17 protein-coding genes and 2 pseudogenes are annotated in these 17,707 nt (G+C 72.6%); 12 read left to right on the forward strand and 7 right to left on the reverse strand.

Annotation, left to right across the window (positions count from 1 at the left end; genetic code table 11):
* Positions 1 to 4: 4 nt before the first annotated feature.
* Complete coding sequence (locus ACLQ26_RS05295) at positions 5 to 490, forward strand: FBP domain-containing protein (RefSeq protein WP_425743345.1); 486 nt, start codon at positions 5 to 7, stop codon at positions 488 to 490.
* A gap of 17 nt (positions 491 to 507) precedes the next feature.
* On the opposite strand, the gene ACLQ26_RS05300 is transcribed toward ACLQ26_RS05295, so the two are convergent.
* Positions 508 to 1,041, reverse strand: a complete 534-nt coding sequence (locus ACLQ26_RS05300) for a GNAT family N-acetyltransferase (RefSeq protein WP_425743346.1) — start codon at positions 1,039 to 1,041, stop codon at positions 508 to 510.
* 157 nt (positions 1,042 to 1,198) lie between these two features.
* On the opposite strand from ACLQ26_RS05300, the gene ACLQ26_RS05305 reads away from it, so the two are divergent.
* Positions 1,199 to 1,681 (forward strand): MarR family winged helix-turn-helix transcriptional regulator, encoded by a 483-nt coding sequence (locus ACLQ26_RS05305; RefSeq protein ID WP_425743347.1) that lies wholly within the window; start codon positions 1,199 to 1,201, stop codon positions 1,679 to 1,681.
* An 11-nt stretch (positions 1,682 to 1,692) separates the two neighbouring features.
* The gene (locus tag ACLQ26_RS05310; RefSeq protein ID WP_425743348.1) at positions 1,693 to 2,679 is read left to right on the forward strand and encodes a pirin family protein; all 987 of its coding nucleotides are present in this window, start codon (positions 1,693 to 1,695) and stop codon (positions 2,677 to 2,679) included.
* 62 nt (positions 2,680 to 2,741) lie between these two features.
* Here ACLQ26_RS05310 and ACLQ26_RS05315 read toward each other — a convergent pair whose 3' ends face one another.
* Positions 2,742 to 2,870: a hypothetical protein gene (locus ACLQ26_RS05315; RefSeq protein WP_255787601.1), complete on the reverse strand. Its 129-nt coding sequence runs from the start codon at positions 2,868 to 2,870 to the stop codon at positions 2,742 to 2,744.
* A gap of 129 nt (positions 2,871 to 2,999) precedes the next feature.
* Here ACLQ26_RS05315 and ACLQ26_RS05320 point away from each other — a divergent pair, with 129 nt between their 5' ends.
* Positions 3,000 to 4,589, forward strand: a complete 1,590-nt coding sequence (locus ACLQ26_RS05320; protein ID WP_425743349.1) for a phospholipase D family protein — start codon at positions 3,000 to 3,002, stop codon at positions 4,587 to 4,589.
* Here ACLQ26_RS05320 and ACLQ26_RS05325 read toward each other — a convergent pair.
* Positions 4,538 to 5,293: a hypothetical protein gene (locus tag ACLQ26_RS05325; protein ID WP_425743350.1), complete on the reverse strand. Its 756-nt coding sequence runs from the start codon at positions 5,291 to 5,293 to the stop codon at positions 4,538 to 4,540. The two genes, ACLQ26_RS05320 and ACLQ26_RS05325, sit on opposite strands and share 52 nt — an antisense overlap.
* Before the next feature lie 380 nt (positions 5,294 to 5,673).
* On the opposite strand from ACLQ26_RS05325, the gene ACLQ26_RS05330 reads away from it, so the two are divergent.
* A complete protein-coding gene (locus tag ACLQ26_RS05330; protein WP_007458025.1) occupies positions 5,674 to 6,507 on the forward strand; it encodes a SigB/SigF/SigG family RNA polymerase sigma factor in 834 nt (277 codons plus the stop codon).
* A 118-nt stretch (positions 6,508 to 6,625) separates the two neighbouring features.
* Here the strand turns inward: ACLQ26_RS05330 and ACLQ26_RS05335 are convergent, their stop codons facing one another.
* From ACLQ26_RS05335 to ACLQ26_RS05345, 3 genes are read right to left on the reverse strand one after another with little or no spacing between them, the layout of a single operon-like run.
* Entirely contained in the window at positions 6,626 to 7,216 is a 591-nt protein-coding gene (locus ACLQ26_RS05335; protein ID WP_425743351.1) for a GNAT family N-acetyltransferase, read from the reverse strand.
* On the reverse strand, positions 7,213 to 8,736 hold the full coding sequence (locus ACLQ26_RS05340; RefSeq protein WP_425743352.1) for an APC family permease: 1,524 nt from the start codon (positions 8,734 to 8,736) through the stop codon (positions 7,213 to 7,215). Before ACLQ26_RS05340 ends, ACLQ26_RS05335 begins: the two co-directional genes overlap by 4 nt.
* Positions 8,737 to 8,779: 43 nt before the next feature.
* Entirely contained in the window at positions 8,780 to 9,406 is a 627-nt protein-coding gene (locus tag ACLQ26_RS05345) for a GOLPH3/VPS74 family protein (RefSeq protein WP_425743353.1), read from the reverse strand.
* Between the two features lie 186 nt (positions 9,407 to 9,592).
* Between ACLQ26_RS05345 and ACLQ26_RS05350 the strand changes: the two genes are divergently transcribed.
* From ACLQ26_RS05350 to ACLQ26_RS05365, 4 genes and pseudogenes are all read left to right on the forward strand, one after another.
* On the forward strand, positions 9,593 to 10,417 hold the full coding sequence (locus ACLQ26_RS05350) for a helix-turn-helix domain-containing protein (RefSeq protein WP_425743775.1): 825 nt from the start codon (positions 9,593 to 9,595) through the stop codon (positions 10,415 to 10,417).
* Between the two features lie 41 nt (positions 10,418 to 10,458).
* Complete coding sequence (locus tag ACLQ26_RS05355; protein ID WP_425743354.1) at positions 10,459 to 10,659, forward strand: DUF397 domain-containing protein; 201 nt, start codon at positions 10,459 to 10,461, stop codon at positions 10,657 to 10,659.
* 28 nt (positions 10,660 to 10,687) lie between these two features.
* Positions 10,688 to 12,229: pseudogene (locus ACLQ26_RS05360) on the forward strand (helicase-related protein); the annotation flags it as partial.
* A 174-nt stretch (positions 12,230 to 12,403) separates the two neighbouring features.
* A pseudogene (locus ACLQ26_RS05365) lies at positions 12,404 to 13,390 on the forward strand (ATP-dependent helicase C-terminal domain-containing protein); the annotation flags it as partial.
* A 7-nt stretch (positions 13,391 to 13,397) separates the two neighbouring features.
* Here the strand turns inward: ACLQ26_RS05365 and ACLQ26_RS05370 are convergent.
* Positions 13,398 to 14,123 (reverse strand): PP2C family protein-serine/threonine phosphatase, encoded by a 726-nt coding sequence (locus ACLQ26_RS05370; RefSeq protein ID WP_007458011.1) that lies wholly within the window; start codon positions 14,121 to 14,123, stop codon positions 13,398 to 13,400.
* 272 nt (positions 14,124 to 14,395) lie between these two features.
* Here ACLQ26_RS05370 and ACLQ26_RS05375 point away from each other — a divergent pair, with 272 nt between their 5' ends.
* The 3 genes from ACLQ26_RS05375 to ACLQ26_RS05385 all read left to right on the forward strand — a co-directional run bounded on the left by ACLQ26_RS05375 (position 14,396) and on the right by ACLQ26_RS05385 (position 17,678).
* Entirely contained in the window at positions 14,396 to 17,005 is a 2,610-nt protein-coding gene (locus ACLQ26_RS05375) for a glycoside hydrolase family 9 protein (protein WP_425743355.1), read from the forward strand.
* A gap of 75 nt (positions 17,006 to 17,080) precedes the next feature.
* Entirely contained in the window at positions 17,081 to 17,344 is a 264-nt protein-coding gene (locus ACLQ26_RS05380; protein ID WP_425743356.1) for a hypothetical protein, read from the forward strand.
* A gap of 175 nt (positions 17,345 to 17,519) precedes the next feature.
* Entirely contained in the window at positions 17,520 to 17,678 is a 159-nt protein-coding gene (locus ACLQ26_RS05385) for a hypothetical protein (protein ID WP_425743357.1), read from the forward strand.
* Positions 17,679 to 17,707: the final 29 nt, after the last annotated feature.

Here is a 17,707-nt window from a genome sequence, read left to right on the forward strand (position 1 = left end):
ACCTATGCTAGCCCTTACCGAGTCCGCCATCCGCGCGTCCTTCGTCAACTGCACGCAGGGCGAGACCAAGCGGTTGGCCATACCAAATGATCTTGAGTTCCGCCCCTGGGACGACCTCGACTTCCTCGGCTGGCGGGATCCCGCCGCACCGCAGCGGGCCTATCTGGTCGCCGAGTCCGACGGCGCGCTCGTCGGCGTCGCGCTGCGAGCGGCACAGCAGACCGGGCGGGTCCGGCGCAGCATGTGCTCGTTCTGCCTGACCAATCACACCGGCGACGGCGTCTCGTTGATGACGGCCCGCAAGGCCGGCCGGGACGGCCGGCAGGGCAACTCCGTGGGCGCGTACGTCTGCTCGGACCTGGCCTGCTCGCTCTACCTCCGGGGCAGGAAGCACGCCGGGCCACGGATGCACGAGACGCTGTCCGTGGAGGAGAAGATCGAGCGCACCCGAGCCACCCTGGCGGCCTTCCTCCGCAAGGTCACCGAGTAACGGTCGGGCGGGCCGACTCAGCGGTCGGTCGCCAGGCGGGCGTGCAGGTGCTCGTCGTGGCGGCGGCCGTCACCGTAACGGTACGACTCGCGCAACGTCCCCTCGGCGAGGTAGCCGGCCCGGTCGGCGACCCGGCAGGAGGCCGCGTTGGCCACCGCGTGGCACAGCTCCACCCGGTGCAGCCGCAGGTCACCGAAGGCCCAGTCGGTGAGCCGGACGACGGCTCGCGTGGCCACCCCGCGCCCGCGTGCCGCCGGCATCGTCCAGTAGCCGATGGAGGCGTCGCCGTGGTGGATGTGGTGCAGCGACACCGAGCCGAGCAGTTTCCCCTCGGCGGCGTCGACAATCGCCATGGACGCGTGGTCGCCGCCCGACCAGTCGCCCCGGCGGCGCACCCAGAGCAGGGCGGCCTGGTCGTCGATCGGGCCGCCACCCTGGGGGTTCCACTGGGCGATGGCGGGGTCGTTCAGGGCGTCGCGCACCGCCGGGGCGTCCGCCTCCCGCCACGGGCGCAGCAGCAGGTCGGCGGCGGCGAGCTCCACGTGTTCCACGAGGCCGGAGTCTGGCACATACCGCTCCGGCCCCGCCGCCCGATTTCTCCGTGCTTACTTCAAAGCTGGACGAATCAATCAGCCATTCGGACAGACTTGATGCAGGCGACCCTCAACGGCACTAGTTAAATTTTTAACTAGTGCTATCGTCAGGAGCGTGACAGAGAGCCTGGACAGCACCCGAGCGGCCGCCTGGCGCGCCTACATCGAGGCCAGCCAGCGCCTGTTCACCCAGCTGGAAGACGACCTGCGCGCCGACAGCGACCTCACCTTCGCCGACTACCACGTGCTGGTCCTGCTCTCCGAGGCGCCGGGGCAACGACTGCGGATGGGCGAGCTGGCCGGCCGACTGGTCTTCTCCCCCAGCCGACTCACGTACCAGATCTCCTCGATGCAGCGGCGCGGACTGGTCAGCAAGGAGGCCTGCCCGGACGACCGACGCGGCAGCGAGGCCGTGCTCACCGCCGCCGGGCTGCTCACCCTGTCCGAAGCCGCACCCCACCACCTGGCGTCGGTGCGTACCCACCTGATGGATGACCTCGACGACGCCGAGGTCGCCTGCCTCACCCGGATCTTCGACCGGCTCGGCACCCGCCTACGGGCGGCCCGGGGCACGTCGAGCACCAACGCCACAAGTTAAGGAGCCTCCCGATGCCAGCGATCACCGTCGACAACGTCCTCGTCCTGCCCCGCCTGCCCAAGCTCGACGAGTCCACCACCTTCCGCAAGGTCCGCACGGTGACCACCGCGCCCAGCGGCTTCGAGGGGGAGGGCTTCCCCGTCCGCCGGGCCTTCGCCGGGGTGTCGACGGCCGACCTGGACCCGTTCATCCACCTCGACCAGATGGGCGAGGTGGACTACGCGCCGGGCGAGCCGAAGGGCACCCCGTGGCACCCGCACCGCGGCTTCGAGACCGTCACGTACATCATCGACGGCATCTTCGACCACCAGGACTCGCAGGGTGGCGGCGGGACCATCACCGACGGCGACACCCAGTGGATGACGGCCGGCAGCGGCCTGCTCCACATCGAGGCCCCGCCGGAGCACCTGGTGGTCAGCGGCGGGCTCTTCCACGGCACGCAGCTCTGGGTCAACCTGCCCCGCTCGGCCAAGATGAACCCGCCCCGCTACCAGGACATCCGCGGCGGCGAGTCGGCACTGCTCACCACGCCGGACGGCGGCGCGCTGGTCCGGGTGATCGCCGGTGAGATCGCCGGGCACCGGGGCCCGGGGTCGACCTTCACGCCGATCACCATCACCCACGTCACCGTGCAGCCGGGCGCCCAGGTCGACCTGCCCTGGCAGCCCGATTTCAACGCGCTGGTGTACGTCCTCGGTGGGCGCGGCACCGTCGGCGTCGAGCGCCGGCCGGTGCGCACCGGTCAGCTCGCGGTGCACGGCCCGGGCGACGCGCTGCGCTTCGGCGCGGACCGCGAACAGGACAGCAACGCGCCGGCGCTGGACCTCTACATCATGGGTGGCCAGCCCATCCGCGAGCCGGTGGCGCAGTACGGCCCGTTCGTGATGAACACCCGCGACGAGCTGCTCCAGGCGTTCGAGGACTTCAAGGCCGGCCGGCTCGGCGTCATCCCCACCGAGCGGGTGCCGCACACCGACGGTCAGGGCCCGCGTCCCTGAGCCCTGTCATCCGCTGAGATCGGCGCCGGCGCCCCCGTTCGTCCGGGGCGCCGGCGCCGACGTCAGGAAACCGCGAAAATCCCCGCGACGCCCAGAATCACCATGAGCAACACCGCTACCAGCGCACCCCGTTCGCTCTCCACCGCCGGCTCGCGGTACTCGGTCACGGGGTTCGTTGTCTCGCGGGGCATGGTGTGGCCTCCTCGGCTGTTGTCGCGTCGTGCTGGCGTCATCCAGGTCACCGGTCTGCCGGCCTGGCATGCGGACCCGCGTCCGGGGTCCTACCGTGAGGACGTTGTCGACCTCCGGGGGGCTGGACGTTGCCGCTACAGGACTGGTTCCTCACCGCACAGGAACGGGCCAACCCGGTCTCTGGGTTACCCGTCTGGACCACGGGAAACCTCGCCGAGCCGTTGATTCACGGCGCGGCGTACTTCGACCGGCTGGTCGACGAGGTGGAGGCGTTGACCGCCGGTGACCACCTCTTCTTCACCGACTGGCGGGGCGATCCGGACCAGCGACTGCGCCCGGACGGCCCCACAGTGAGTCAGCTCTTCGCCCAGGCCGCCCAGCGCGGCGTGGTGGTCAAGGGGCTGATCTGGCGCTCACACCTCGACACCCTCGCCTACAGCGAGGCCGAGAACCGCAACCTCAGCGAGACGGTCTCCGCGGCCGGCGGCGAGGTGCTGCTCGACCAGCGGGTCCGCCGCGGCGGCTCGCACCACCAGAAGCTTGTGGTGCTGCGGCACCCGGGTAACCCGGAACGGGACATCGCCTTCGCCGGCGGGATCGACCTGTGCCACAGCCGCCGCGACGACGCCGCGCACGGCGGCGACCCGCAGCCGGTCCAGATGTCCCCCCGGTACGGCTCGAACCCGCCCTGGCACGACGTGCAGCTCGCGCTGCGCGGCCCGGTCGTCGGCGCGCTTGACACCCTGTTCCGGGAACGCTGGACCGACCCGATGCCGCTGGACTCGGAGAACCCGATGGCGTACGCGCGGGACCGGCTGCGCGGCGCGGACCTGCGGCCGGACCCGCTGCCCGAGCAGCCCGCCGACCCGCCCGAGTGCGGCCCGCACCAGATCCAGGTGCTGCGCACCTACCCGGCCGTGCGGCCGCGCTACTCCTTCGCGCCCGACGGCGAGCGGACCGTGGCACGGGGCTACACCAAGGCGGTCCACCGCGCGCGTCGGCTCATCTACCTGGAGGACCAGTACCTCTGGTCGACCGAGGTGGCCAACCTGTTCGCCCAGGCGCTGCGGGAGAATCCCGAGCTGCACCTGGTCGCCGTGGTGCCCCGGCACCCGGACGTGGACGGCCGGCTCGCCCTGCCACCCAACATGGTCGGCCGGGAGCAGGCGCTGTCGCTGTGCGAACGTGCCGCGCCGGACCGGGTGCACGTGTTCGACGTGGAGAACCACGCCGGGACCCCGGTGTACGTGCACGCGAAGGTCTGCGTGGTCGACGACGTCTGGGCCAGCGTCGGCAGCGACAACTTCAACCGCCGCTCCTGGACGCACGACAGCGAGTTGTCCTGCGCGGTGCTCGACGACACGCGCGACGAGCGGACGCCCACCGACCCGGCGGGTCGGGGCGACGGGGCGCGGACCTTCGCCCGGGACCTGCGGCTGCGGCTCTGGCGCGAGCACCTGGACCGCAATGCGGACGGCGCGGACGACGCCGACCTGCTCGACCCGGCCGACGCCGTCGCGGCCGTCACGGCAGCGGCCGACGCGCTGCAACTGTGGTACGACGGCGGCCAGGTCGGTGACCGCCCGCCGGGCCGGTTGCGCCCGCACCGCCCCGAGCGGCTGCCCTGGTACACCCGCGCCTGGGCGCTGCCGGTGTACCGGCTGGTCTACGACCCGGACGGCAGGCCGCTGCGGGCGAGGTTGGCCGGCACCTGGTGAGCCGGCCGGGCCGGCTCGGGCAGGCCGACCCCACCGGGGTGCACGGTGAGCCCGCCCGGGTAGGCGAACGAGGAGCGCGGCGAGAAGTAGCCGAAGCCGATGGTAAGCGGGTTGGCGGGGCGTAGCGCGTACATGGGGTGCCGGGGTTGCAGGAACTCCACCGACTCGATCTCGAACGGCGCGACCGGCTCGGCCACGAACGGGTAGACCGAGCTGAGCAGTTGGTCTTCGCGGCGGGTGAAGTAGCGGTGGTGCCCGCTGCTGATCACGTGGCCGGTCTCCCCCACACGACACCTGGCGCGGATCAGCGGCGCCCCCTCCGCCTCGGTCTCGGAGAGCAGCGCCTCACCGCTCACCTCGATGCTGGTCCGGCCGGCGAGCGCCGGGGCGCCCCGCGCCGTGGCGTACTCGCGGACCAGCCGGCTGGAGGCCACGTAGTGGGTCCACCAACCGCCCGGGTTGAGCCCGCCGGGCGCGTCCACGCCGGCGAGTGAGATGCCGAGGTACGTCAGCGAGTAGGCGCCGAAGCCCGAGGTCTGCGTCTCGTCCTCGACGACGTACTGATTGAGGAACACCTGCCGGTCGGCGCGCGGACGCAACCCGGCGGGGACCAGGGCGGCGACCGCGTCCGGATCCGCTGGCAACCAGCTGAAGTAGAGCGTGCGACTGTTCACGACGAGCTGGGGAGCGGCTGGATCGAGCATGGTGCCTCCGAACCGGGTGTCTACCCCGCGACGCTACGGCCGGTCCCATCGGCGGGACAACGACGGATAGTCGACACTGCCGCCCGATTGTCGGATTTCATGTTGACCGGTCGGCCGAGTGCGGCACACCGACCGGTCGAGCCGGATGAGATGACCAGCTGCCGCTGGATCGCCCGGTAAGCGGGTAAGAGACCTCACAACCTCTCGACATCTTGCCCGTTTTGGGCCGTTTTGTGGCTCAACACACCTTAAGTACATCAACCTTTCGGCTAGATTTCCGGGAGCTGATCAGGTTAAGGTGAGTCCCGAACGGCCCATTGAAAGCTAAACCAAAGCGTCACGTCTTTTTGTCCGCGGACGAGGTGCAGGGAGGACCACCCATGACCGCGCCAACGATCACCGAGCAGGCGAGCACCACGGCTGCCGAGCAGACGAGCACCACCAAGCTGGACCCGCGGGCGCTCACCGACAGCGCCGCCGACCTGCTCAACGCCATGGCCGCACTGCCCGCCAACCACCCGTCGCGCGCCGCGCTGCGCGACCGGGCGATCGAGGCATGGCTGCCGCTGGCCAACCACCTCGCCCACCGCTACAGCGGGCGGGGCGAGCCGACCGACGACCTGGCGCAGACCGCCGCCGTCGGCCTCATCAAGGCCATCGACAAGTTCGACCCGTCCCGCGGCGTCGACTTCGCCGGCTACGCGATCCCCACCATCATCGGCGAGCTCAAGCGGCACTTCCGCGACCGCACCTGGGACATCCGGGTGCCGCGTCGCCTCCAGGAGCTGCGGCTGGCCATCTCCGACGCCAACAGCTCGCTGCTGCAGACCCTCGGCCGCTCGCCGACGGTCGCCGACATCGCCGCCCACCTCAAGCTCACCGAGGAAGAGGTCCTGGAGGGCCTGGAAGGCGCCCGCGCGTACAACGCGGTGTCGCTGTCCACCCCGACCGGCGACGGCGACCGGGCCACCGAGCTGGGCGACATGCTCGGCGGCGAGGACAACGAGTTCGAGCTCGCCGAGCTGCGGGTCGCCCTCGGCCCCGCGCTGGCCACGCTCGACGAGCGGGAGCAGAAGATCCTCACCCTGCGGTTCTACGGCAACCTGACCCAGTCGCAGATCGCCGACCAGATCGGCGTCTCGCAGATGCACGTCTCCCGGCTGCTGGCCCGGGCGCTGACCAAGCTGCGCGGCCAGCTCGACGGCACCTACTAGGCCCCACACGATGCGGGGCCGGGTCAGCGTGGCCCCGACCCCGCATCGTGTGTCAGGACGTTCGATCGGCGCACCGGCCGGGTCGCTCCCCTCGTGGGCAGCGGCCCGGCCGGTTCCGTCAGCGGCCGGCGGGCTCCCGCCACATCGGCCAGAACGGCGTGCCGTCGGGCACCCGGAACGGCTCGCCGGCCCGATATCCGTGCCGTGCGTACAGGTCCCGGCTGCGCGGGCTGCTCGCCTCCAGGTAGGCAGGCATCCCGTTGGCGTCCAACCAGGCGTGGTGGTGCCTCATCAGCGCGGTGCCCAACCCCTGCCCCTGCCGTCCCGGCTGAACGGCCAGGAAGGCCATGTGGTGATGGTCCGGATGCGGATGGTTGGCCGCGAACAACTCGTCGAGATGCTGGAACCGGTCGGTCCACTCGCCGCACGCGGCGGCGAGCCGGGCGTCGTAGTCGGGCGGCGGCGGAGCCGGCTCACCGACCGACGGGAGCCAGACCGCGACACCGGCCCGGTCCCCCGTGGCGTGCACGAACCCGTGCCGCATCGCGTGGTCGACAAGGATCTCGAAGTCCCCGGCCAGCACGGCCTCACGCTTGCTCGCGTCGGGCACCAGCCAGTAGGTCACCTCCAGGGCCGTGAAGGCCTCCGCGATCCGGTTCGCGACAAACGTCGTGTCCTGCGGCCCGAGCTGCTCGATCGTCACGCTCATCGGGACACCTCCGCACCGGCCGGCGTCGGCGCCTGCCGCTCCGCCGACCGCACCGCCGCCGCGGCGCTCGCCGCGCCGAGACCGATCCGGGCGTACGTGTCCGGACGGTTGCTGCGCAGCACCAGCGCCCACGCGACGCCCAGCGCGGCTGCCACCGGGTAGACGGCGGGCAGCGCCCAGCGCAGGGTGGAGTCGGGTGCGACCCCCAGCAGGTTGGCGAAGTTCGACACGGCCAACCAGATGATCACAACGAGCGCGATGGTGGCCAGGCCGGGCGCGATGGCCCGCTTCCAGAGGGTCTCGCCGCCGTGGCGGACGAAGTAGACGATCACCGCTACCGAGGTGGTGGCGATCAGCAGCAGCACGCCGAACCCACCTGTGGTGCCGCCCCAGAAGAACAGCTGGACCACCGGGTCCCAGCCGTTGACTGTGTAGAGCAGGATGACCAGCAGGCCGAGGACACTCTGTGCCAGCGACGCGGCCCGGGGCGAGCCGGTCCGCGGCGAGGTCTGCCCGAACACCGCCGGCAGCACCCGCTCCCGGCCCAGCGCGAAGGTGTAACGGGCCGTGGTGTTGTGGAACGAGATCATCGCGGCGAGCACCGAGGTCAGGAAGAGCACCTGCCCGATGGTCACCGCGGTGTCGCCGAGCTGGGCGGCGGCCAGGTTGAAGATCAGCCCGACACTCTGCTCGCCGGCCTCGGCGACGATCTTGTCCGGCCCGACGGCGACGGTCATGGTCCACGACGAGAGCGCGTACAGCCCGGCGATGATCGCCACGGAGAGGTACGTCGCCAGCGGCACCGTCCGCTTCGGATCCTTGCTCTCCTCGCTGAACACCACCGCGGACTCGAACCCGACGAACCCGAGGATGGCCAGCACCAGCACCGCGCCGACGCCCGGCACGAAGAGGTTGTCCGGCGACAGGGCGGAGAAGCTCACCTGACCGTCGGCCGGATTGCCGAGCTGACCCAGGTCGAAGACGAGGATCACCACGATCTCGGCCACCAGCAGCGCGGCGAGCACCAGGCCGTTGATGTCGACCCGCAGCAGGCCGAGCAGCCCGACCAGCGCCCACGCCACCAGGGCGACGATCGACCAGTGCGGGTGTCCGCCGAAGATCCGGTCGAGGACCGGCTCGGCGGCGACGCCGATGGTGCCGTACAGCCCGACCTGGAGCGCGTTGTACGCGATCAGCGCCACCCAGGCGGCGCCGACGCCGGCCGGCCGGCCGAGGCCACGCGAGATGTAGGCGTAGAAGGCGCCCGCGTTCTCGACCCGGCGCGACATCGCCACGTAGCCGACCGAGAACAGGGCCAGCACCGCGGCGACCACCAGGAAGGCCAGCGGGATGCCCGTCACGCCGATGACGCCGTAGCCGGTGGTGACGACGCCTGCCACCACTGTCAGCGGCGCGGCTGCGGACAGGACGAAGAAGATGACCGAGGGGACGCCGAGGCGACCCCTCGCGAGGGCTTCGGAGACGTTGCTGGGTCTGTCGACTGTCGATGTCGATGGCATACGACTACTCCGGTTGTCGAGGGGGTTGGGGTTACCGGGGGGATCAGGGGATGCCGCGCAGCACGGCTGCGCCGACGGCGGCCTCGGTGTGCCCGACAAGCTCCTTCAGGGGCGCCGGCAGCGCGGGGATGAGCACGTTGAGCCGGTGGTGGGCGCGGGGACCGGCGCTCCACAGCACCTCGCGGGTCAGCCCGGCCGCCACGACAAGGCCGAGCAGCAGCGCGTCCGGCACGCTCGGCGGGTCCGGGCGGTCCAGCAGTGCCCGCAGCCGGGTGGCCGGCCAGGCCACGGCGTTGAGGTCGATCGGGAGATAGCTGACCGAGGTGCGGAGCAGCCGCCGGCTCTCCCGGCGGCGCAGCACGCCGGCCCGGGCGAGCCGCTCGCCCACCGAGGTCGTCGCGCTCTGCGCCAGAAAGCTGAGCCACACGTTGACCGCCCGGTGCTGGGACTCGCCGATCAGCTGGTCGAGCACTGTGTGCGCCAGCGCGTCGGCGGGTGGGCGTCGGTCGATCACTGTGACCTGTCCACCCGAGACGGTGATGTGCCCGTAGAGGGTCAGCTCACCGAGGAGGCCGGCGGCCAGGCCGAGACCGGTCGCCGCCGGGTGGAGCTTGGCCTTGCCGCGGGTGTCGTTGTGGGCGATGAGGAAGAACTCGTCGGCGATGAGCAAACGGTCCTCCCCGCTCGGGTGTGTCCACTGTGTTCGCGACCCGGAAAAGGATGCACCGACAGCTACTGCAACGCAACTCCCAGATTTGATAGTTGCACTCCGTGCTGGCGCGACCTGCGGATCTTGCCGTGACAGACTCGGACGGTGACCGCCGCTTCCACCATCCGCCCCGCCGCCAGCCCCACCGTGCGCCGTCGACGCATCGCTCGCGAGCTCCGTCAGCTCCGGGAACGGGCGGGCATGACCCTCGACGTGGCCGCCCGCCAGCTCGACATGTCCAAGAGCAACCTGTCCCGGATCGAGACCGCGCAGATCGGCATCAAGCCCCGTGACGTCCGGGCGGCGCTCGCCCTCTACCAGGTCACCGGCGCGGACGCCGAGGCGCTGATCGAGATCGCCCGGGGCGCACAGCAGCGCGGCTGGTGGCAGAACTACAGCGACGTGCTGCCGGAGTGGTTCGAGTTCTACGTCGGACTGGAGGCCGAGGCGGCGGCGCTGCGCACGTACGAGGCCGAGTCGGTGCCCGGGCTGCTGCAGACCGAGGCGTACGCCCGGGCGATCTTCCGCCGCACGGCGGGCGAGGACGGCCTGGAGCGCAAGGTCGCGGCCCGGCTGCGCCGCCAGGAGGTGCTGCGCCACGACGAGCCCGTGCAGATGTCGGTGGTGCTCAACGAGGCAGTGCTGTTACGCCCGGTCGGCGGCCCCGCCGTGATGGCGGAGCAACTGGTCCACATGAGCCACATCGCCCAGTTACCCAACGTGACAATTCAGGTACTGCCGTTCGCGGCCGGCGAGCACCCGGCGATGACCACGCCGTACGTGATCCTCAATTTCGCCGACGCCGCCGACGCGTCCGTGGTTTACCTGGATAACCTCACGATGGGCCTGGCTCTGGAGGATGCCGATCATGTGCTCGGGTATAGCCTTCTGCACGAGGAGCTGTGCCGGATGGCACTCGATCCGGGGGCGTCGCTGACCCACCTCAAGGAAGCTTCTCGTAACTTTGCGTGACCGCGTCTGCGGCACGCCGACGCAGACGAGAGGTACCACGGATGACGGCGCTCGACCTGAACCGGGCCGACTGGCGCACCAGCACGCGCAGCAGTGGCAACGGCAACTGCGTGGAGGTCGCGACAGTCGACGGTCGGATCGCCGTCCGGGACAGCAAGGATCGCTCCGGTCCGGCGCTCGCGTTCGGCCCGGCCGCCTGGCGTTCGTTCCTGAAGGGCCTCACCGAGGTCCGTCGCGGCTGAGTTCCCCGGGCCGGTGCGAGACTGGGCCGTGCTTTCCGACGTAACCCTGGACCTGCCGGTCCGTCCGGCGTTGCCGGCGCTGCTGACCGCGCTCGACGCGGCCGGCGCCGCGGTCCTGGTGGCCCCGCCGGGCACCGGCAAGACCACCCTCGCGCCGTTGGCGGTGGCCGACCGGGTCGACGGCCGGGTGGTGATCGCCCAACCCCGCCGGGTGGCGGCGCGCGCCGCGGCCCGGCGGATGGCCGAGTTGCTCGGCGAGCGCGTCGGCGAGCGGGTCGGCTACGCCGTGCGCGGCGAGCGTCGGGTCGGCCCGGCCACTCGGATCGAGGTGGTCACCACCGGCCTGCTGGTCCGCCGGCTGCACCACGACCCGGAGCTGCCCGGCACGGGCGCGGTGCTGCTCGACGAGTGCCACGAACGGCAGCTCGACGCCGACCTCGCGCTGGCGTTCACGGTGGAGGCCCGGGCCACCCTCCGGCCGGACCTGTGGCTGCTCGCGATGTCCGCCACACCGGACACCGACAGGTTCGCCGCGCTGCTCGGCGGGACCGCCGCCGCCCCGGTGATCCGGGCCGAGTCGGCGCTGCACCCGGTACGGCGGATCTGGGCGCCGCCGGCCCGGCCGGTCGCGCCGCCGGGGGCAGGGCCGGTGGACCGTGCCCTGCTCGACCACGTGGCCGCGACCGTCCGGCGGGCGCTGCGCGAACACGACGGCGACGTCCTCGTCTTCCTGCCCGGGGCCGGTGAGATCGCCGCGGTCGCCGGACGGCTCGGCGACCTGCGGGACGCCGTCGACCTGCTGCCGTTGCACGGCCGCCAGCGCGGCGCCGAGCAGGACGCGGCCCTGCGTCCCGCCGTCGCGGACGGCCGGCGTCGCGTGGTGCTGTCCACCGCGCTGGCCGAGACGAGCCTCACCGTGCCGGGCGTGCGGGTGGTGGTGGACGCCGGACTGTCCCGGGTGCCCCGGATCGACCTGGCCCGTGGGCTGGGCGCGCTGATCACCGTGCCGGTCTCCCGGGCCGCCGCCACCCAACGCGCCGGCCGGGCCGGCCGGGAGGCCCCCGGGTACGTCTACCGCTGCTGGTCCGAGGCGACCCACGAGCGGCTGCCCGCCCGAGCAGAGCCGGAGATCGCCACCGCCGACCTGACCGGGTTCGCGCTGGAGCTGGCCGCCTGGGGGCGCCCGGACGGCGTCGGGCTGGCGCTGCCCGATCCGCCGCCGACCGCGGCGATGGCGGTGGCCCGGGACACCCTCGAAACGCTTGGCGCGGTCGACGGGACGGGCCGGATCACCGGGCGGGGTCGGGTGATCGCCTCCGCCGGGGCGCACCCGCGGCTGGCCCGGGCGCTGCTCGACGGCGCCGGTCGGGTCGGCGCGGACCGTGCCGCCGAGGTGGTGGCCCTGCTCGCCGAGGAGAGCGCGGCCGGCCCGGGTGACGACCTGGTGGCCGGCTGGCGTCGGCTGCGCGCCGGGACCGACGCGGGCGCCACGGCCCGCTGGCGTGCCGAGGTACGCCGGCTGCGCGCCGCGCTGCCCGCCGACCCGACCGGCCGCACGGCCAGCGGACGTGCCGGCGCCACGCCCGGGGCCGCCGACTCCGCCGGCAGGCAGGCCGCCGCTGACGTCGCCGGCAGGCGGGCCGCCGCCGGCTCCGCCGGCAGGCAGGCCCCCGCCGACTCCGCCCGCAAGCAGGCCCCCGCCGACTCCGCCGGCAGTGGGGCCGGTGGGCGTGCCGGCTCGGGCGGGCTGACCGACGATCTCGCCGCCGGGCTGCTTGTCGGTCTCGCGTACCCGGAGCGGCTGGCCCGGGTGCGACGCCCGGGCGGGTCCGCGTACCTCATGACGGGTGGGACCGCCGCGGAGCTGGCGGCCGGGTCGGGGCTGGCCGGCTCCGACTGGCTCGCGGTGGCCGTCGCGGACCGCCGCCCCGGTACGCCGTCGGCGCGGATCCGCCGCGCCACGCCGCTGGACGAGGCGACCGCCCGGGAGGCGGCGGGTCCGCTGCTGTCCACGCGCCGCGAGGTGGGCTGGTCCGACGGGGACGTGGTGGCCCGGGAGGTGACCCGGCTGGGCGCGATCGAGCTGGTGGCACGGCGGCTGGACCGCCCGGACCGGGCGGAGGTGGCGGCGGCGCTGCTGACCGGCCTGCGCCAGGAAGGGCTGGGGCTGCTGCCGTGGACGCCTGCGGCGCGGGGGCTGCGCGAGCGGATGGCGTTCTGCCGGCTGCACCTCGACGCCGAGTGGCCCGACGTCGGCGACGAGGCGCTGCTCGCCGCCGCGCCGACGTGGCTGGGGCCGGAGTTGGCCGCCGCCCGGCGACGCGCCGACCTGAGCCGGATGGACGTGACCTCGGCGCTGCGCCGACTGCTGCCGTGGGCCCAGGCCGCGCGCCTCGACGAGCTGGCGCCGGAACGCATCGAGGTGCCAAGCGGTTCGCGGATCCGGGTGGACTATGCCGACCCGGCAGCGCCGGTGCTGGCGGTCAAGCTCCAGGAGACGTTCGGCTGGCCGGCGGCCCCGCGCATCGGCGGTGGCCGGGTGCCGGTGCTGCTGCACCTGCTCTCCCCCGCCGGCCGGCCGGTGGCGGTCACCGCGGATCTGGTGTCGTTCTGGCGTACCGGCTATCCGCAGGTCCGCGCGGAGCTGCGCGGTCGCTATCCCCGGCATCCGTGGCCGGAGGACCCGGGCACGGCGACGCCCACCCGGCGGGCAGCGCCGCGCCGGCGGTGAGGGCCGGCTACTCCTCGACGACGTCGGCCACGACCACCGTGACGTTGTCCGGCCCGCCGGCGTGCAGCGCCAGGTCGATCAGCTTGCCGGCGCAGGCGGACCGGTCCGGGTAGGTGGTCAGCACCTCGGCCAGGGTGTCCGGGCGGACGACGTTGGAGAGGCCGTCGCTGCACAGCAGCCACCGGTCGCCGGCCCGGGGCACCATCGTCGCGTACGACGGGGAGACGTCCTCGCCCTGCAACGCCTGGGTGACGACGGCCCGGCGCGGGTGGCTGCTGGCCTGGTCCGCGGTGATCACGCCCTGGTCGACGAGCATCTGGACGAAGGTGTCGTCCCGGGTGACCTGCTTGAGCACGCCCTCGCGGAACAGGTAGGCCCGCGAGTCGCCGACGTGGGCGAGGGCCAGGCAACTGCCGGTACGGGCGAAGAGCAGGGCGGTGAGCGTGGTGCCCATGCCCTGGCGCTCGGGGTCGTCGGCGACCGCCTGCCGGATGCGGGCGGTGGCCAGCGCGATGCCGTCCTGGAGGGCCGCCACCAGGGCGTCCTCGGGTGTCTCCACGTCCAGCGGAGCGACCGCGTCGATGGTGAGCGAGCTGGCCAGGTCACCGGCGGCCATTCCGCCCATGCCGTCGGCGACGGCGACGAGCCAGGTGCCGGCGTGCAGGGCGTCCTGGTTTCCGCTGCGGATCAGCCCACGGTCGCTCGTTCCCACCGAACGCAGCTTCAGGGTCATGGGAGGCAGCCTGCCAGGCGAAGGGCGCAGTTGTCTCTAGGAGATCAGGACGACGGCGCGTGGCGCGGCCAATCTCACGTCGCCCGGCCGGCGCGACGGGGCGCGCGGCCGGACCGGCCGCCCTCGTCGCACGCCAGAACCCATCCAGTCGGATCAATTGACAGGGCGATCCGCCGCTGGAAACATCGACGCGATACCTGGGAGCGCTCCCAGCTTTTCGGCACCACTGCACCCACCATCACTGTTCCTCTCCCGTCCCGGAAGGACTCCCCGTGACGCCATCCCGACGCCGCCTACTCCTGGCCGCGGCGACCACCCTGGCCCTCACCGGCGCGGGCGCCGGCGCGGCCCATGCCGAACCGCCACCGGACGCCCCCGAGCAGATCGACAACGGCGACTTCAGCGCCGGGGTGAGCCCCTGGTTCTCCTTCGGCACCGGCACGCTCGCGGTCACCGACGGCAGGCTCTGCACCACGGTCCCCGGCGGGCTGGCCAACCCCTGGGACGCCGGCATCGGCCAGGACGGGGTGCCGCTGATCGCCGGCGCCGAATACACCCTCGGCTTCGCCGTCTCCGCCACCCCCGGCGCGGCGGTCAAGGCCGTGCTGCAGCTCGGCAGCGCCCCGTACACCACGTACGCCGCTGTGGACGCCACGGCCACCGGCACCGCCCAGCGGGTCGAGCAGACCTTCACCGTCCCGGACGACAACCCGAACGCCCAACTGATCTTCCAGGTCGGCGGGAGCGCCGCGACGCAGACCATCTGCCTGGATGACGTCTCGCTGCGCGGTGGCGAGCCGCCCGCGCCGTACGAGCCGGACACCGGGCCACGGGTGCGTGTCAACCAGGTCGGCTACCTGCCCGGCGGCCCGAAGAACGCCACAGTGGTCACCGAGGCCACCGAGCCGCTGCCCTGGCAGTTGCGCTCGGCCGCCGGCGCCGTCCTGGCCAGCGGCACCACCACCGCGCGCGGCGTGGACGCCGCCTCCGCCCAGAACGTGCAGACAGTCGACTTCTCCAGCTACCGCACGCCGGGCAGCGGGCTGACCCTGACCGTCGACGGCGAGACGAGCCACCCGTTCGACATCTCCGGCACCCTCTACGACCGGCTGCACGCCGACTCGATGCAGTTCTTCTACGCCCAGCGCAGCGGCATCGCCATCGACGGTGACCTGATCGGCGACGAGTACGCCCGCCCCGCCGGGCACCTGGACGTGGCACCCAACAAGGGCGACACCAACGTGCCCTGCCAGCCGGGCGTCTGCGACTACTCCCTCGACGTGCGCGGCGGCTGGTACGACGCCGGCGACCACGGCAAGTACGTGGTCAACGGCGGCATCGCCACCTACCAGCTGCTCAACACGTTCGAGCGGACCAAGACGGCTGCCACCGCGGCCGGCGGCGCGGCGCTCGCCGACAGCACGCTGCGGGTGCCCGAGCGCGGCAACGGCACCCCGGACATCCTCGACGAGGCCCGGTGGGAGCTGGAGTTCCTGCTGCGCATGCAGGTGCCGGCCGGCAAGCCCCTAGCCGGCATGGTCCACCACAAGATCCACGACCAGAACTGGACCGGGCTGCCGCTCGCCCCGCAGGACGACCCGCAGCCGCGTGAGCTGCACCCGCCGTCGACAGCGGCCACCCTCAACCTGGCCGCCACCGCCGCCCAGTGCGCGCGGCTGTTCGCCCCCTACGACGCGGCGTTCGCCCGCCGCTGCGCCACTGCCGCGAAGACGGCCTACGCCGCCGCCAAGGCCCACCCCGCGGTGTACGCAAGCCCGACCGACGGCACCGGCGGCGGCGCGTACGACGACGGCACCGTCACCGACGAGTTCTACTGGGCGGCCGTCGAGCTGTACCTCAGCACCGGGGAGCAGACCTACCTGACCGACCTGAGCGCCTCGCCGCACCACACCGGCGACGTGTTCGACCCCCGTGGCTTCGGCTGGCAGAGCGTCGCGGCGCTCGGCCGCCTCGACCTGGCCACCGTGCCTAACGGGCTGCCGGCCGCCGAGCTGACCCGGGTCCGCGCCTCGGTCACCGGCGCCGCCGACGCGTACCTCGCCGAGCTGCGCCGGCAGGCGTACGGGCTGCCGATGCCCGGTGACGCCAACAGCTACTTCTGGGGCGGCAACAGCAGCATCATCAACAACGCCATCGTCCTGGCCACCGCCTTCGACCTGACCCACGACGCCACGTACCGCGACGGCGCCGTCCAGGCGATGGACTACATCCTCGGCCGCAACGCCCTGAACATCTCCTACGTCACCGGCTGGGGCGAACACAACGCGCAGAACCAGCACAGCCGGATCTTCGGTCACCAGCTCAACCCGGACCTGCCCCGCCCGCCCGCCGGCTCCCTCGCCGGTGGCGCGAACGCGGCCCTGCAGGACCCGTTCGTGGTGCAGTTGCTCGCCGGCTGCGCGCCGCAGTTCTGCTACGTCGACGACATCAACTCGTACTCGACGAACGAGGTCGCGATCAACTGGAACTCCGCGTTGGCCTGGATTTCCTCGTTCCTGGCCGACCAGGGCGAGGCCGGCGCGGTGCCGGCCACCACCTGCTCGGTGAGCTACGCCAACTACGGCGCCTGGCAGGGTGGCACCGGATTCACGGCGCAGTTGACCGTGCGCAACACCGGCGCCACCGCCGTCAACGGCTGGTCCGTGCGGTTTGCGTTCACGGGTGACCAGCGCGTCCGGGAGGCCTGGCTGGCGAAGGTCACCCAGGCCGGCGCGACGGTGACGGCGAAGAACGAGTCGTACAACGCCAAGATCGCCCCCGGCGGCACTGTGACGTTCGGCTTCAACGCGACGACCGGCGGCGGCGCCAACCCGAGGCCGGGTCTGGTCACCGTCAACGGAAACGCCTGCTCACTGTCCTGAGCACGCACGGCTGGTGGCCGCCCTCCCCCGGGCGGCCACCAGCTCGGCTGGACCCGCGTACCTACCATCACGAACATGGACGGAGGAGCGTGGATCCTGGTCGGGGCTGCGGCAGCCCTCCTGCTTGCCGCCCTGCTGGTCATCGCACGGCGACGCCGTCGCCGTGCCCGGGCCGACGGGCCCGCGGAGACGATGCGCCGAGCCCGCCAGGCCATCCGGGCGAGCGGGCACGAGCAGCGCCGCCAGCGCCGCGGCAGCCTGCGCGGCAAGGGCTACGGCGGAGACGACAACCAGGCCTCCAGCAGTGGCGTCGCCAGCGACTCCGGCGGGATGCCCTGACGCTCTCTCCCGGCGCCGACGACACGGAAGGCGCCCGTACCCCTGCCGGGCTTCGGGCCGTTTCAGCGCGCGTCAGGGTCGACGTTTCGCGCCCGGTGCGGTCGGTGCTCACCAATTCACCCTGATCGGAGATCGATGACGGGATCTACCTGTCTGCGGAGGTGGAGCAGTGCCCATGGACGACGGACCCGTGACGCCAGCGCTGGTGATCTGGACCGCGCAAAGGGTGATCAACCAGCATCACCTGCCGCCGAGCCGCTGCATGCAGTGCCAGGACGACGGGTGCGAGATGTTGACGTGGGCGCGGGACGCGCTCCAGGCGTACCGCAGTTGATCGAGCGAGAGCCTGATGTGGGCGCACGA

The organism is Micromonospora sp. DT43, assembly GCF_049841645.1.
GTDB lineage: Bacteria > Actinomycetota > Actinomycetes > Mycobacteriales > Micromonosporaceae > Micromonospora.